This window comes from cf. Phormidesmis sp. LEGE 11477 (genome assembly GCF_015207105.1).
In the GTDB taxonomy this organism is placed as follows: Bacteria; Cyanobacteriota; Cyanobacteriia; order Phormidesmidales; family Phormidesmidaceae; genus Phormidesmis.
Map to the genome: position 1 here is coordinate 1 of NZ_JADEXO010000147.1, position 13,424 is coordinate 13,424.

The 13,424-nt window shown below is 48.1% G+C and carries 20 protein-coding genes; 14 read left to right on the forward strand and 6 right to left on the reverse strand.

All coding sequences use genetic code 11. The annotated features are described in order from the left end of the window. Window positions 1-434: 434 nt before the first annotated feature. From IQ256_RS25785 to IQ256_RS25800, 4 genes are all read left to right on the forward strand, one after another. Window positions 435-1,421 carry a hypothetical protein gene (locus tag IQ256_RS25785; protein WP_193858569.1) on the forward strand — a complete coding sequence of 329 codons (987 nt, stop codon included), beginning with the start codon at window positions 435-437 and terminating at the stop codon, window positions 1,419-1,421. Window positions 1,422-1,626: 205 nt separating this feature from the next. Next, entirely contained in the window at window positions 1,627-2,436 is an 810-nt protein-coding gene (locus IQ256_RS25790) for a hypothetical protein (protein ID WP_228025283.1), read from the forward strand. Between the two features lie 102 nt (window positions 2,437-2,538). After that, window positions 2,539-2,739, forward strand: a complete 201-nt coding sequence (locus tag IQ256_RS25795) for a hypothetical protein (protein ID WP_193858570.1) — start codon at window positions 2,539-2,541, stop codon at window positions 2,737-2,739. Between the two features lie 136 nt (window positions 2,740-2,875). Then, on the forward strand, window positions 2,876-3,922 hold the full coding sequence (locus IQ256_RS25800) for a YhcG family protein (protein ID WP_193858571.1): 1,047 nt from the start codon (window positions 2,876-2,878) through the stop codon (window positions 3,920-3,922). 173 nt (window positions 3,923-4,095) lie between these two features. Here IQ256_RS25800 and IQ256_RS25805 read toward each other — a convergent pair whose 3' ends face one another. The 5 genes from IQ256_RS25805 to IQ256_RS25825 all read right to left on the reverse strand — a co-directional run bounded on the left by IQ256_RS25805 (window position 4,096) and on the right by IQ256_RS25825 (window position 7,297). Then, entirely contained in the window at window positions 4,096-4,335 is a 240-nt protein-coding gene (locus IQ256_RS25805) for a hypothetical protein (protein WP_193858572.1), read from the reverse strand. 61 nt (window positions 4,336-4,396) lie between these two features. Beyond that, window positions 4,397-5,209 carry a hypothetical protein gene (locus IQ256_RS25810; protein WP_193858573.1) on the reverse strand — a complete coding sequence of 271 codons (813 nt, stop codon included), beginning with the start codon at window positions 5,207-5,209 and terminating at the stop codon, window positions 4,397-4,399. 154 nt (window positions 5,210-5,363) lie between these two features. Then, window positions 5,364-6,095 (reverse strand): ParB N-terminal domain-containing protein, encoded by a 732-nt coding sequence (locus IQ256_RS25815; protein ID WP_193858574.1) that lies wholly within the window; start codon window positions 6,093-6,095, stop codon window positions 5,364-5,366. Beyond that, the gene (locus IQ256_RS25820) at window positions 6,082-6,723 is read right to left on the reverse strand and encodes a ParA family protein (protein WP_193858575.1); all 642 of its coding nucleotides are present in this window, start codon (window positions 6,721-6,723) and stop codon (window positions 6,082-6,084) included. The genes IQ256_RS25815 and IQ256_RS25820 overlap by 14 nt, the downstream gene beginning before the upstream one ends. 289 nt (window positions 6,724-7,012) lie before the next feature. After that, the gene (locus tag IQ256_RS25825) at window positions 7,013-7,297 is read right to left on the reverse strand and encodes a WGR domain-containing protein (RefSeq protein WP_228025284.1); all 285 of its coding nucleotides are present in this window, start codon (window positions 7,295-7,297) and stop codon (window positions 7,013-7,015) included. 511 nt (window positions 7,298-7,808) lie between these two features. On the opposite strand from IQ256_RS25825, the gene IQ256_RS29865 reads away from it, so the two are divergent. Further along, entirely contained in the window at window positions 7,809-8,066 is a 258-nt protein-coding gene (locus tag IQ256_RS29865) for a hypothetical protein (protein ID WP_228025285.1), read from the forward strand. 253 nt (window positions 8,067-8,319) lie between these two features. On the opposite strand, the gene IQ256_RS25835 is transcribed toward IQ256_RS29865, so the two are convergent. Further along, window positions 8,320-8,475, reverse strand: coding sequence for a hypothetical protein (locus tag IQ256_RS25835; protein WP_193858577.1), 156 nt, complete (start codon window positions 8,473-8,475; stop codon window positions 8,320-8,322). A 121-nt stretch (window positions 8,476-8,596) separates the two neighbouring features. On the opposite strand from IQ256_RS25835, the gene IQ256_RS25840 reads away from it, so the two are divergent. The 9 genes from IQ256_RS25840 to IQ256_RS25880 form a co-directional block, all read left to right on the forward strand. Beyond that, window positions 8,597-9,139, forward strand: a complete 543-nt coding sequence (locus IQ256_RS25840) for a hypothetical protein (protein ID WP_228025286.1) — start codon at window positions 8,597-8,599, stop codon at window positions 9,137-9,139. Next, window positions 9,136-9,702: a hypothetical protein gene (locus tag IQ256_RS25845; protein ID WP_193858578.1), complete on the forward strand. Its 567-nt coding sequence runs from the start codon at window positions 9,136-9,138 to the stop codon at window positions 9,700-9,702. Before IQ256_RS25840 ends, IQ256_RS25845 begins: the two co-directional genes overlap by 4 nt. Before the next feature lie 373 nt (window positions 9,703-10,075). Beyond that, a complete protein-coding gene (locus IQ256_RS25850; protein ID WP_193858579.1) occupies window positions 10,076-10,579 on the forward strand; it encodes a hypothetical protein in 504 nt (167 codons plus the stop codon). Further along, window positions 10,569-10,736 carry a hypothetical protein gene (locus tag IQ256_RS25855; RefSeq protein ID WP_193858580.1) on the forward strand — a complete coding sequence of 56 codons (168 nt, stop codon included), beginning with the start codon at window positions 10,569-10,571 and terminating at the stop codon, window positions 10,734-10,736. The genes IQ256_RS25850 and IQ256_RS25855 overlap by 11 nt, the downstream gene beginning before the upstream one ends. Before the next feature lie 197 nt (window positions 10,737-10,933). Continuing rightward, on the forward strand, window positions 10,934-11,107 hold the full coding sequence (locus IQ256_RS25860) for a restriction endonuclease (protein ID WP_255516241.1): 174 nt from the start codon (window positions 10,934-10,936) through the stop codon (window positions 11,105-11,107). 82 nt (window positions 11,108-11,189) lie between these two features. Then, window positions 11,190-11,441 (forward strand): DUF4160 domain-containing protein, encoded by a 252-nt coding sequence (locus IQ256_RS25865; protein WP_193858581.1) that lies wholly within the window; start codon window positions 11,190-11,192, stop codon window positions 11,439-11,441. Further along, window positions 11,434-11,748: a hypothetical protein gene (locus IQ256_RS25870; RefSeq protein WP_193858582.1), complete on the forward strand. Its 315-nt coding sequence runs from the start codon at window positions 11,434-11,436 to the stop codon at window positions 11,746-11,748. The genes IQ256_RS25865 and IQ256_RS25870 overlap by 8 nt, the downstream gene beginning before the upstream one ends. Window positions 11,749-12,150: 402 nt before the next feature. Further along, window positions 12,151-12,615 carry a hypothetical protein gene (locus IQ256_RS25875; protein ID WP_193858583.1) on the forward strand — a complete coding sequence of 155 codons (465 nt, stop codon included), beginning with the start codon at window positions 12,151-12,153 and terminating at the stop codon, window positions 12,613-12,615. A 165-nt stretch (window positions 12,616-12,780) separates the two neighbouring features. Further along, window positions 12,781-13,424 (forward strand): NACHT domain-containing NTPase (locus tag IQ256_RS25880; RefSeq protein WP_193858584.1); only part of this gene is annotated, 644 nt, incomplete at its 3' end.

Below are 13,424 nucleotides of genomic sequence, written 5' to 3' on the forward strand. Positions count from 1 at the left end.
TAGAGAGGGACGCTAGCATAGAAGTGATTTTTGAATGGGGCTGACCCGATAACGGGCAGCCTTTTTCTTGTTCCCTTCTATTTTCGCAGATTCGATTTAACGGTTCCCCGAACCTTCAGATGCGCCCACTTCCTACTCCAACTGGTAGCCAATCTTCCGGTTTGATGTACATCGTAGACCTTATGCTTCTGTATTTGAGTACAGAGTTTTGTTGACAGTAGTTCGCCTTTGTTTAGACATGGAGAAATTTTGGCCTTTAAGGACGTTGGGTGCTCCGTATTGAACGAGTTCTCGATACTTTCAGGCGTCTGCTCTGCTTGTAGCAGTCAATCATGAGTGTAAATGCTTAGCCTCAAAAGTGTTGCTATAGAAGGGTTTTAGGCTTAAAGGCCAAAATTTCTCTGATTCTAGGTATAGGCGAATCTAACGAGGTGATGAAGGAACTCGCCAACTTTGGCGATCGCTATCTGGGACTAAAGACTATTCCAGCACTCGGGAACTGGATAGTCGAAGTCGCACCACAGCTACCGGGGTTTGAGCAGTTTGCTAGTAACGAGTCGAAGCATGACTTGACGCGCAGGAACTGGGCCTATCGCTGGGCGAAGAGTCACTTCAAGAGCGCTCGGCAGTACGCAGCGAAGTCTAGCTTTGACCACAACGCCACGGTCGCGGCTGAGGCGTTGGAGCGGCTGAAGATTGCTCTAAATAAGCTAGTTGTCGTCGGTAAGTTCGGAATTAAGAAGCTCTGGCAGTCACTCTCTAAGATATCAAAGAAGCTGTTTGGCGTGGGCTTTAGCTGGGGGTTATTTCAGAAGCATCGGGCGTTGATTCTGGCGAAGGTCAAGAGTGCTCGTAAACTAGGTCTCTCTAAGGCTAGTGAAGAGAATAAAAATTCTTCCTCGGAAGAGCTGGCCATGTCTTCTGATTCTGGAACTGGAGAAGAGCCTAAAAAACGTCTAACAGAGTTAGTAACAGCTAGGTGCATGACTGCTATAAATAGCAAGAATTTGAGTGCGTCACGCACCCCCCCTGAGCAAGGGATCGAGCAGAAAGTTGAAGCACCAGAAGCTGAGCTAGCAATGGGAGCAGTTGTCAGAGTCCAGCACTCTGGAAGCGACGTAGACGGGGTGCAGACGCGGGTGACGGGGAAGGTAACGGCTGCGGATGGCAGGCTTCTCTATCGGCTTGAGCATTGCGTTGAGGGGCAGTCGTTGATGCTACCGGGAGATTGCTTGGTGGCGATCTCAGATGAGGAGTCTGCTCAGGGTGCTGAGGGCGTTATTCAGGCGACGGCGGCGCAGTTGCTTCAGGTGCTTGGGAAGGCTTGTCCGTTCAGTGGTCCAGGGCTGTGGACGGTGAAGCGGGAGGAGGTACCAGCTAGGGCATGGGGGCAGCTGTGTAGACTGGTCGGAAAAATGTAGCTATAGAACGGTTACGGGGTCGGTTTTATGATGACAGCTAAGTACATCGGCATTCCGTAACCGTATTTGTAGGGGTCATCGGAAACTAAAGGGCTAACTGCCTTAAACCCAACATATAAAAGCGTTTTAGGGTGCTGAAAATCTCTGGCTCAGAGTAGAAGGGGTGGTTCCAGAACGTGGAAGAGAGTAGAGAGGTATTTACATCGTGAGCAGTGATTCAAAACTCAAGATAGGCGACCGCATCGAAGTCGTCTACGCAAATAAAGAATTTGAGGTAATCGTCATCGACCCCGATGGTCTCGGACCAGGTCAGGCTTCTTACGGATTTGGTTTTATGATGGCTGCTAAGTATATTGGTATTCCTCAACCAACCCTCTCAGATAGGGTCATCGGAATCGACAACGGAGAGGCACTGAAGAACCCGTCTGGCAAGCTTTTCAGGGTCATCGGAATCGACGGTTCTGATGGCAACAAATACAGTGTCATTGAGGCTAGCGACTGGTTCGACTTAGCAACCGATGTTTTGATCAATCCTGGCAAGACTCGCAAGCCAACCAAACAGAAGATAGCTGATTTTCTCAAGTGGTTCGCGGTCAAAGGATTCTACTTCAGCGTCAATATTGCAGCGAAAGGCGTAGCCACAGCAAAAGATGATAGAGCCCTCAATCGATGGCTGCAAAAGCGCGAGTCTGGCAAGTACACAAGAAATGACTACACAGATACTTTGAGTGAGGCTAGAGTTCCCGAGGTTGAATACGCTATCCGAACAAATGAGGTCTATTTGGGTCTATTTGGGCTAAAGGCCGCTGAGATGAAGCAGAAATGGCAGCTGATGGCTGGCGACCCCAAAATTGCTCGAAACTATATCAGTGAGGAGGAGGGTCTAGAGGCAGTGAAATTCTGTGAGCGCCTAGTAACCATGCTTTATTCTGACGACTTAGAGGAGGCCCATGCCGAGGCAATTCGCCTCACAGTGCGAAAGTTTAAGCTGTGCCCGCAGTCTCCATCATCCTAAATAAAGTGCGGCAGCAGCTGATAGATGGTGTGGAACGATCTATATAGTTCAAAAGTACTATTTCGCTATATATTGACTTAAGATGTCGCATCAAGGTGTTCCATGTCTCAGCTACGGAAGCCAGATGATACAACCAGTATTGATGATGACCTACGTGCGATCGCATACAAGATGGCCGACAAAGGAATCAGGCGTGTAGAGCTAACGATGTTCGAGAACCAAAAGGTCACTATCATGCTCGCCAAAGATGCTGTATCACAACTGGTTGATGACCTTGCAGAGGTCTGGCGTATCAGGCGCTGAGCGTTTCCTGCTATCCCTACCAAACAAAGTAGTCTCAGAGAACTCATGCCTAGTCAACTTCCTCTCACACCGTCTTCTTTGGCGAGTACTGGATCGCAATCAGATTTAAAGAGCTTACTCTCATCGGTCAAATCTTATGCCTGATCAGACTTCTCACACTCATTCCGAGACTTACAACGCATTACTATCTGGCATGACCAAGCGTATCCAAAACGCTCGAATGGAAGCAGCGTTAGCTGTCAACCAAGAACTGATCATGCTTTACTGGCAGATCGGCAAGTCGACCTTAGAACGTGAGCAAGAAGGCCCACGTAATGAGGTAGTCAGCAGGTTAGCTCAACATCTAAAGCATATATTTCCTAGTACGAATATTTTTTCGCCTCAGAATCTTCGCTATATGAGGGAGCTAGCAGAAGCTTATCCAGACGAACAGCTCATGCAGAAAGCTTTCATTCACATTCCTTGGGAGCACAACAAATCGCTCTTGAGAAAACTGGACTCGCAAGCGCAGCGACTCTGGTACGCCCGGAAGGCTACGGAATACGGATGGAGTCACAACATCTTAGAGATGCAAATTGAATACAACCGATTCAGTCGTCAAGAGAATACTGAAATTAGCTTTGAGGGAACCTTACCGCCTGATGGTTCTGACATGAGCCGTCAGCTTCTAGAGAACAAGCATGGTTCTGACCTGATGAGACTAAAGGAAGCTATCAAAGCGGCAAATCTCAAGCAGGCTCTAGTCAACCACATCCGTAGTTTTTTGCTCAACTTGAGATGTGGGTTCGCACTCCTGGGAAATAAACATCGACTAGACGTCGGTCAAGGAGAATTCTTTGCAGATCTACTTTTCTATCACACAAGGCTACGACGATATATCGTGATTGCCATCGAAACAGGTGACTTCGAGCCGGAGTTCGTGGGCAAAATGAACTTTCTCATCAATGTCGTAGACGACAAGATGGCTAGTGAGATTGATGAGCCCACAGTTGGCATAATACTGTGTCAGTCAAAGAATAAGACTGTAGCAGAATACTCACTGGGCACACTCAAAACCACTATTGGCGTCTCAACCTACAAAAGGGAAAAGAAGCTACCACCAAACTTCAGCCCTGATCTTCCGAGCGTACATCAGCTAGAAGCAGAGCTAGATCTTGCTACTCAGCAATATAAAATGCTGTAGAAATATCTAAACTATCTAGGGATTGTTTGCATAACCCAAAGCAGCTGTCGTTAGATATTCAGTGGGCGCGATGGGTGGCTGAGAGTGCGATCACACTCTGTCATCGGACTAAGACTGACAAGCTCTCCATCCATGCAGGACGACCATAGACACCAGCGATGAGTTCATTCACTCTAAACACTTGCTCTATAGGCTCCCAGTAGACAGCAGAGCCACCGCCCCAGAACGTCGCTTAGTTGCTCGTCAGTCGGCTTTGCTATGGGGACGTAGGCATCAGCGGTGCTCTCGACCATCTCTAGTCGGTCAACGGGTATTAGATGACGCGAGTCATCATCTAGGGTTAGCTCTAGCTCTCGGATTGAAGCGAGGTAGCGAGCGGATACTGCAAGTCTGTCGTCTTCATAAGCTGCCATGACACTTCCTCCATGCTTCTCGACAGACTTCTAGGTTATCTGCAACCCTCTCTGAGGGCGACTACACCTGTCTTCTCAGTTGTGGGTGTAGCTTATACTTCTTCACAGTCAACCGAATAGCTTCAGCGTGAGCATCGTCGAGGTCATCAGAATAAAATCTCACAACCATGTCCTCGCAGAATTTCACAGCTTCTAACCCTATTTGTTCGTTGATATAGTTTCGAGCAATCTTGGCTGAACCAGCCACCAACGCCCAGTTCTCCCTCATCTCAGCAGCAGGGACACCAAAGAGCCCCTTATAGATAGTGTTGGTGTACTTGCCATAAGCAGACTGATGTACATTCAGGTCGCTGAGTAGGTCCGTATATGTTCTACGAGCTGGTTTGCCACTTTCTCGCGTGACTAGCCATCGTGTCGTTGCGCGGCTGCTCTTAGCTGTATAGACGCCCTTGAGAGCTACGAACGATTCTGCATAGAAACCTTTGATCGCAAACCAGCGTAAAAATGCTCCAATGCGCTCACGGGTAGGCTTGCGCGTTTGACCAGGATTTAGAAGGATATCCATTGATAGATCGAACCAATCTGACGCTTCAATAACCTTATAGCTATTGTTATCGTCACCCAAAAGATTAATCACCCTATAACGGTTGCCAGACGGTGCTTTGAAGTACTCTACCCCATCAAGATTAATCACCCTACTAGTAAGCGTTGGCTGAGGGATACCTATGTGCTTCTGAGCCATACGAAAACCAAATCCAATGGAAGGTTCACCCTGACCCAACCCATTCGGATCGATCACAATTGCTCTGAACTCTCGATCTTCGTAGACAACAGTGATCAGATTGCCTGCTTCAATAGAACTACTCGTACTCATCTAATTTTCCTAAGTGATTCCTTCAGAATTCGACGCCGTAGCCGAATCGCGTAGAAAGGCATATTTGTACTGGCTCAGTAGCTACATGTCGTCAATCGTCAAAAGTCTGCAATATTGCAGACTTTCTTAAAAGCTTGCAATATTGCAGACTTTTCTAAAAACTGATCTTTTCAAATTCGGCGATCGCAGATTTCAAATGCTTGCGGTCCTTTTCTGAAAAGTCTGAATGCTCTCCTACCTTTTCCGCCGCTTTGATAGCTCTCTTGACTAGAGTCTCTAGTTGGGTTGCAGCGATTCGTTTAGCATTCGTCTCTTCTGCCAAATGACCTTTAACGGTACGAGTCGACTTACCAGTCAGTTCCGTTAAAGCTTTAGTCAGCGTTTTTACACCCTTGGGGGGTCTTCCTGGATAGTCTTTGTAGCCAGCTTTCTGAAGTCGCTCTGCTAAGCCTCGAACTTCTTTGGGGGTGTAATCTTTGCGCTGCTGATTTTCTTCTACTTCTATGTCTAACGCTCTAGATGGCTCGATAGCAGAATCGAAGTCAAAAACTTTGACATCAACTCTGCTGTTTGGAAAGTGCTGACTCCATGCTTTTGTATTTGAGGATTTGATCATGGCCAGTGCCGCTCGACGGTGGCTACCAGCTAGCAAGCAGCCGTTCTTGTCTACAGCGATAGGACTAATCAACCCTATTGCCATAATCGAATCTGCTAGCTCAGCGACATGACCATAGTCAATTGGGCGAGAATCTGGGTTCGCTCTGTCTTTTATATCGTCGAAAGGTAAAGAACCTCTGATTTCTTCCAATTCAAGGCTCTGATTTGTCCTGGTAATACTCTTTGGCGTTTCTCTTTTCGTTTGCGCTATCAAGTTATCTAGATTCATCGCCCTTCTCCACAGCCTTCAAAATTTCGTCTGCTAATCTTGCATACTCTTTTGCTCCAGCAGTGGCCGCTCTACCTTTCATCTGACCCAAAGTTAATCCACTTTCGTTAGCATCAACGTGGCAAATTCGGTACTGCACAGACGAATTGAACACTGGCAACCCAGCTTCTTGGAACTGCTCATGAAGCATCTTGCCCCTTCTACTAGGTTTCGGCGGCACGCGAGTCAACAGAATCTTATAATCGTCACTTTGTAATTCTGCCTTCCGAATAGAAAGAAATGTGGCTGTCACCTCGCCCGCATCAACTCCGCAAGGCAGAATAACCAAATCCATATTGCGAGACAAGCTGCCCAGTTCTTCTAAGTCAGGATTTCCCTGAGTATCGATCCACAAAATCTCACAGTCACTAGGGACATCACCATTGATGCCATCTATCACAGTGAATCCTAAGTCGTGCCCATTCTTCTCCGCTCGCTCCGCCCAATAAGTCGAACTCTGATTGCTATCGGCATCCGCTAAGACAACCTTGAAACCTTTCTGAGAAAGCGCATAACAAACGTGAATGGAGACTGCGCTCTTACCCACCCCACCCTTACTAGATGCGATCGCTACCTGAAATCGCCTCATAAACTAGACCTACAAGTAAGACTTCTAAAAAGTCTGCAATATTGCAGACTTTTATTTGAGGCTAATACTAGTTTTAGTTTGCTATGTTTGCAAGCTTTTTAGCTACAGGGTGAGTCTGACGTTTTTAGGTTTTGGTATTGGCCGGGTTTCTATTGTCATCCAGCCCCTTTTATACATGGAGCGTTGGAAAACGACGAGACGCTCTATGTATAAAAGAGGCACCTATGCATCTTGGATGATTGGCGGCACAGCGAGTGGACGAACTGGTCATCCCCTGTTGGAGCATCGGCTAGCAGTTAGTATAGCCACGCTGTGATCGGCGTTTCTCAATCGCGCTCAATATCTGAAGCCCTTCGGCATATGTTTCACAGGAATGCTCAAGGCTCTGGCCTTTCGCAGCACTCTCTCGGCCCCAACGACGTAAGACAACCCATTGACCGAATAGATTTTGGCGCAGCTCGCAAGAATAACGCCGAGTACCTTTTCGCCAGTCCTGCCGCTGCCAAATTTCGACTTGGTAGTTCATTGTCTGCGTCGCTTCTCGCCGTTTGACTGAGGAAAACTTAGCGCCCATCCATCAGATAGAGGCGCGATTACAACATCATAAGCGCTAAGAATCATATTGAGAGCGCCGCACTGTAGGCGGTATAGCCCATTCATGAGAGGACTCTGAGAATTGACTGGGTGCTTTCATCCCATCCTTTTCACCTACGCTCAGTTACCCCTTAATTCACCCTCAGCTGACGCCTTTGAAACCGTGGCAATCTTAAATCAATGAAGCAAACACATTGATTTCCCAAGGAGCCAACTCATGAAAAACATCCTCTTTTCCGCTCTCGCTCTCGCTGCGACTACGCTGACTTTCGCACCCGTCGCCTAACGCCGCTGAGACCTTCCCTTCTTCCTCTATTCAGCAACGTCGCTTAGAGTTCCTCGATACGCAGACTAAAGCTGTTGAGAATATTCAGGCCACTCGCCTTGAGTTTCTCGAAAATCAGACTAAAGCTGTTGAGAATGTTCAAGCAACGCGCCTTGAATTTCTAGATAGCCAAACTAAAGCCGTTGACGATGTTCAAAAGGTTCGCTTGGCGCACCTCGATAGCCAAACCAAAGCGATTGAGAACATCCAGGACGCTCGACTTGAGTTCTTAGAGAACCAAACTAAGGCAGTCGAGAATGTTCAAGCAACACGTCTTGAGTTCTTGAACAATCAAACCAAGGCGGTTGGTAACATCCAGGAAACTCGCTTGGACTTTCTCAACAGTCAAACTAAAGCTGTAGACAACGTTCAAGCAGCCCGGCTCGCCAGCCTCGATGCTCGCACTAAGAGCACACTTCGATAAGTCTCTAGCTATTGCTCTCGGCCAGACAACTGCCGGGAGCCGTGGCCGTTAGCAAAAAGCACTGAACCGTCCTCTCTTGGCTCAGTGCTTCTGCTTGTTAGGGTTGGATGTCTTCTCTATACTCTTGTGAGGGTTCCATGCTTCATTGGCTGGGGCATCCTTTTCTCTTCACGACACACAAGCCTAGAGGTTGCCAGATACTCTGATCAACGGGTACGGCTCACTCTAGGCTTTTTACTGTATGGCTCAACCATTAGCTGCTCTCACTCAAGCCGCAGTCAAATAGTCCTTTGAGCTGCATACTCTGCGCTTCGACGGTTCCAGATTGGAAAGGCCACAGCGGATTATTCTTGAAGGCGATCACGCCTATCAAAGCCCAAGCAATTCCAAGTATCTGGCCTTGACTCAAAAGCTCACTAAACCTGCGGTCACACCATTAGGCGATCACACTAAGCCAGTCTTCTATCCGAACACAGGAGAAGGTGAGGGTAATGTCATATCGTTGATATGTTGCTCTGGTTCTTACCTGAATGTCTCAACCGGTTCAGCTTCTTACCTCAGGTGGTCAGACGATTACAGGACAAATCGTCCCGATGGAACAGCACCACTATGACCAGGTCAACACTGTTTGGAAGCCGATGTTGATGGCCACTGAGCAGCCAGACGCTGGCTGGATATGGGACTACAAATTGCGACAGTCTCAACAAGAAGAGCGATACGAAGCCTACGTCCTTGATGTTGATGGGTTTCCGCAAGGACTCTTGTTCATAGAGACCCAATGGCATCGCTCGCATTGGTCTCAGCGATGGCCGCTAGTCTACGTTGAAGCGATCGCCACTGCCCCTTGGAATCGCAGCGATATAGAGCAACCACCGTGGCTGAAGCGCGTCGGCACCTTACTATTACTCTTTGCCCGTCAGCGCAGTATAGACCTCGGCTATGGTGGCAGAGTCGGACTTCATTCATTGCCAGGGGCCGAGGGGTTCTACCAGCGACAGAAGATGCTAGAGCATGGCCCCGATCCAGAAAAAGACGACTTGGTATACTTTGAGTACAATGCAATCTCAGCATGACCTACGAGCACACAGGACGTGAGCCGATGGATGAACAAAGGCTAGCTGACCAACTTCAGAAAACTGGGAACCTCATGGATCTCACATTTGACCAGGCTTGGTTGGCAGAAGCAGCTGAAGACGATGGCTGGATTGAAGCTGGCGTCATGATGCGGCCCTACGTCAACTATCTCAAATCACTTACTCCAGAACAGAATCGCTCGCTGAGATTTCAAGCGAAGTTGCTAGGCATTCTATTGCCAGAGCTGAAGCAGTGGATTACAAGCTGGGGACTGGGACAAAGCTTTGAACCAGTGTATACAGCAGCACGGCAAACGCTCTACCGGCACCTAAAGCAATTGACGGAAGAACAGGAAGATTGGATTACCGCCCTAATCGATGAGAATGATCAACGCCTACCCGTAGAAGAACAGGCTGTGCGATCTCAAACCTCCTCTATGCTCGCGCAGCTATTCACAGTAGAGGACTGGCATGAGCTAGCCGAAGTCGCCGCACAGGGAATGTCTCAGACCGTCCTACAAATTCCTCAAGCAGTGTCAGACAGAGTCCCGGCAACAGCCTAACTATTAGGAACTATCTCGGCTTTGAGTCTTGCCAGCAGTCTTAATAGTTTCAAAAACAGACTGTCACAACGTCTCATGATGAGACGCGAAGACAATTAGTCCAGAAATAGCCCCTTGACCCTTCTTCGTCACTGAGAAGGCTTCGCAAAGCACTAACTTTATTGAGATCTAGCCATAGTAAAAGCCAGCTAGCTAGCTGCTGGGGCCCGCAACTGGTCACGAGGTTTGGGGGGGTTGGGCGGTCTTGGGTGAGATTGGCTGTCACAGTCGCTGCTGTGATTTAGAATCACGTTAAAGTCACGTTATGTTAGCGGCCATTATTGGTATAGTGGTCGGGTAATCCTGCTGTAGTCAGGCTTTCAGGTCAGCGCCCGTGCCTAAGCGAACTAATCCTACCTGTCTAGACTGTGGGCTCAACTGGTCTCACGAAGCGGCCTCGGAGCGGCGCTGCTTTGTCGGTAGAGCCTGCATATCGAAGCGCTCTCGCTATCGCAACCGGGCCGATGACCTGGAGCGGCAGGCGGCGGCGAACTCGCGGCGGAAGCAGACGGGTAGCAGCAGTAGACGGGTGTTGCAGCTGCCGATTATCGGCTATCGCACGCCGCCAAAGATTCAGCTGATTCTCTATCGCGATACGAAGGAGAGTCCGGTCCACGCGATCTCTGCAAAGGTTTGGGAGGATGGCGAGTGTGTGGCTGAAGTTGGGGCACAGCATGCGATCGGCATTCATCAGAATAAGCTGCGTGAGACGCTCAAGCAGTGGAAGGCTTTTCTACAGACAGAGTACGGTGAGCAGGGTAGGGTGAAGATCTCTAGCTTGGCGGTGAAGCACTGTCCGATCTGCCAGCAGGCAGGCAGTGATAGCGATGCTGAGTAAAGAGCTAGAGCAACGGCTGGATGGCTGGATGGCAGAGGTGGATGCTTTCTGCGCGGTGGCGCATGAGAGGCTCGATAAGCTAGAAGCCAGTGGCAAAGAACCAGTGCTAGACGAGGATTGTTTAGAGGAGCTGGTTAGTTCAGAGCTGTCCTTCTAGGAGAGTACCAAAAACCGTGGGGAAGCCCGGAAACTCCTTCGCTCTCAGCCAGGTCCACTCCTCACAGGCTCTGAGTTTGGCAATCACCACGCGTGGTCATGGGCAGTATCTAGCATGGGCTCATAGAAAAACCGTTTGTACTACGCAACGAGTTATCAACGTTTCCCACGCTTTTTGGTGGTCTCCTGTATGGAACGATGATGAATGAAGGTGCGAATAAAGGTATTCTCGTTGCTACCAGTGGCTACGGCCCTGATGCCTATGACTTTGTGAAAGACAAGCCAATCGAGCTTATCGATGGCGGTGGCCTTCTCTACCTACTGGAAGAACATACAGGGCTGAAAGCTAAGATAGTGATGCCAGCAAAATAAGCTCGTAAGCCTTCTATGAATGATCGAAATCTAGCTCTTCATAACTGCAAGTCTTTGCGTAGCTGCCTCCGTTGATTCAGATATGCCAATCCTATTGAGGGAGAATAGCATCAGGGTTTTGGTCAATCCTGGTGATCACAATCCGCTTCACGTTCACGTTATTGATGGTGAGCTAGAAGTGAAGATAGATATTTCAGGCGAGGAGGCGAGCGTATTGGAAAAAGGCCGTAAGCGCCAGAATACGACCACTGCCAAACATACGCGAGCGGCGATCTCGTTGTGTCAGGCAAACTTGCCATACTTGAAAGCGGAAGCAGCGAAGTACTATGTATAACGAAACGTTGAAGCTAGCTGAGAGCGTCACCTACGATGCTACGACTAAAGCAGTTGTCGTCGTCCTAAAAGACGGCTCTCGTCATGCGTGGCCAGTACGCCTACTAGAGATGGTAAAGAGCGAGGCAGAAGGCTGGGTGCCGCTGGAGGGAGTAACAGATGATGAGCTATCGGCTGTCCAGGTCTATGGCGGTGGCCGGTACATCCTATGGGATGAGTTGGACCAAGCCTTTCAGATATCGGACTTGCTCGCAGGGGTGTATGGGCGCGAAGCCTGGATGCAGCAGCTGATGGCTACTGTAGAGTGACGTCTGCCTGTTAGCGTGCTGTTTCATAGTATTAGGTAGTCTCTGAAGTCGTGACGCAGCCTTCCCTATCGCACTCAACGTATCGCTACCTGGCGGACTGTAAGGTATCGAGGGGATAAAGGATTCGTTGTCCGTTATTCTTGCGTTGTGAGCACGCCTTACCAGTGCAAAGAATACTCTGTGCCCTGCGTCAGTAAGCTATTGTGAAGAACAGAAGTACTGACAAACCGAAAATTAAACTGAGTCTTAGCTGTCTCGATCTAAATTATCTTTTTCTGACGAGAGTAGTCAAGGAGTCCCATTGTCTGTTTGCGGTGAATCATACTCTCTCCTTCACTTGTAACTAACATATTATTAAGCAAGTGATGTACAACGAATTAGGATATATCCTTCTTAAGAGCCATGATCGATCAGCTGACTGTTACCCTTGCAATACCTATTGTTAAAGTCATTTTAGACAAACTTTATGAAGGTGCAGGCAGTAAACTGGGCGAGAAAGCGGTAGAGCTAGCAGCCGTGCATATTCAAAAACTAGGACAAATCGTATGGAATAGATGCTTCAAAGGAAGACCAGGGAGTGATGAAGTCTTGGTGGCCGCAGCAGAGGGAGTAGAGCCAGCTCTACAACAAATGCGGGACAGCTTGTTGTTTGAGCTGGAAAAACCTGACTTTATCAATATGGTTGAGCCAATAGTACAAGAAATCCATCGAACTATCGTACAAGTTGACAACACATCTGCTAGAAATTTGCAGCAGAACTTTGGGGGGCAGGGATTGCAGGTAAATAATCCTAACTCACAAGTAGTACAGGCTGGAGATAATAACACTTTTACTTTTAATACTTACAATACCCAGTCAGATGACTGACTGAAGTCGTCGGCTGGGATGCCGACAAAGGAAAACATCCAGCAGATATTAATTAGCTATTTGGAGAAAGAAGCTCGCCGCTGTGGCGTTATACGACTTCCCCTACTCAGTAGTCGAGGGAAGCGGATTCCGATACCAATTGAGTCCCTTTGTATAGAACTTCCCTTGTTTCTAGCCTATAGTCCTGTAGAAGCCGATACGTTATACGACTCAGAAGAGCTAGGTTGGTTAATTCGTGAGAGCTTTACCAGTGCCTTGTTATTTGATCGTGCGGTTCATAGCAACAGTTTTCAGTTAGATGAGAAAATTGTCCGTCTGAGCCAGCAACTAGAGCCAGGAATTCGACTAGCGATAGTTGGTGACCCAGGTTGTGGAAAAACGACCTTGTTGACTTACGTTACCTACCACTATGCTGTTCGTCAGTTGCCTCAGTCATCTCACTATAAACTCACTACAAATCATCAAGCCCCTATCAGTCGCGAACACTGGCCAAAGCACCAGTGGATTCCAATTACACTAACGTGTCGTGATCTGTTGAATTTTGATTTCAATGAAGGCCTACTGAGCTTAGTGGTTCATCAGCTCAAATATTTGGGATATGAAAAAAAAATTATTTTAGCGTTGTCAAGTTTGATAGAGGACAGAAGCTCTAATGACAGAGTATTACTTTTGGTTGATGGGTTAGATGAAATTCCATCAGAGGAACAGCGATTAGCATTTTCTCAAATGTTAGTTTCACAGGCCACTCTGTATCCAGAACTCACCATAATTATTACATCTAGGATTGTTGGATTTAGTGGAATTCAGTC

What these genes read in the sequence shown, in the direction of transcription:
- IQ256_RS25785 (WP_193858569.1), top strand. Translation starts at nt 435, where the DNA reads ATGAAGGAACTCGCCAACTTTGGCGATCGCTATCTGGGACTAAAGACT.
- IQ256_RS25795 (WP_193858570.1), top strand. Translation starts at nt 2,539, where the DNA reads ATGTCTCAGCTACGGAAGCCAGATGATACAACCAGTATTGATGATGAC.
- IQ256_RS25800 (WP_193858571.1), top strand. Translation starts at nt 2,876, where the DNA reads ATGCCTGATCAGACTTCTCACACTCATTCCGAGACTTACAACGCATTA.
- IQ256_RS25805 (WP_193858572.1), bottom strand. Translation starts at nt 4,335, where the DNA reads ATGGCAGCTTATGAAGACGACAGACTTGCAGTATCCGCTCGCTACCTC.
- IQ256_RS25810 (WP_193858573.1), bottom strand. Translation starts at nt 5,209, where the DNA reads ATGAGTACGAGTAGTTCTATTGAAGCAGGCAATCTGATCACTGTTGTC.
- IQ256_RS25815 (WP_193858574.1), bottom strand. Translation starts at nt 6,095, where the DNA reads ATGAATCTAGATAACTTGATAGCGCAAACGAAAAGAGAAACGCCAAAG.
- IQ256_RS25820 (WP_193858575.1), bottom strand. Translation starts at nt 6,723, where the DNA reads ATGAGGCGATTTCAGGTAGCGATCGCATCTAGTAAGGGTGGGGTGGGT.
- IQ256_RS25825 (WP_228025284.1), bottom strand. Translation starts at nt 7,297, where the DNA reads ATGGGCGCTAAGTTTTCCTCAGTCAAACGGCGAGAAGCGACGCAGACA.
- IQ256_RS25840 (WP_228025286.1), top strand. Translation starts at nt 8,597, where the DNA reads ATGTCTCAACCGGTTCAGCTTCTTACCTCAGGTGGTCAGACGATTACA.
- IQ256_RS25845 (WP_193858578.1), top strand. Translation starts at nt 9,136, where the DNA reads ATGACCTACGAGCACACAGGACGTGAGCCGATGGATGAACAAAGGCTA.
- IQ256_RS25855 (WP_193858580.1), top strand. Translation starts at nt 10,569, where the DNA reads ATGCTGAGTAAAGAGCTAGAGCAACGGCTGGATGGCTGGATGGCAGAG.
- IQ256_RS25860 (WP_255516241.1), top strand. Translation starts at nt 10,934, where the DNA reads ATGATGAATGAAGGTGCGAATAAAGGTATTCTCGTTGCTACCAGTGGC.
- IQ256_RS25865 (WP_193858581.1), top strand. Translation starts at nt 11,190, where the DNA reads ATGCCAATCCTATTGAGGGAGAATAGCATCAGGGTTTTGGTCAATCCT.
- IQ256_RS25870 (WP_193858582.1), top strand. Translation starts at nt 11,434, where the DNA reads ATGTATAACGAAACGTTGAAGCTAGCTGAGAGCGTCACCTACGATGCT.
- IQ256_RS25875 (WP_193858583.1), top strand. Translation starts at nt 12,151, where the DNA reads ATGATCGATCAGCTGACTGTTACCCTTGCAATACCTATTGTTAAAGTC.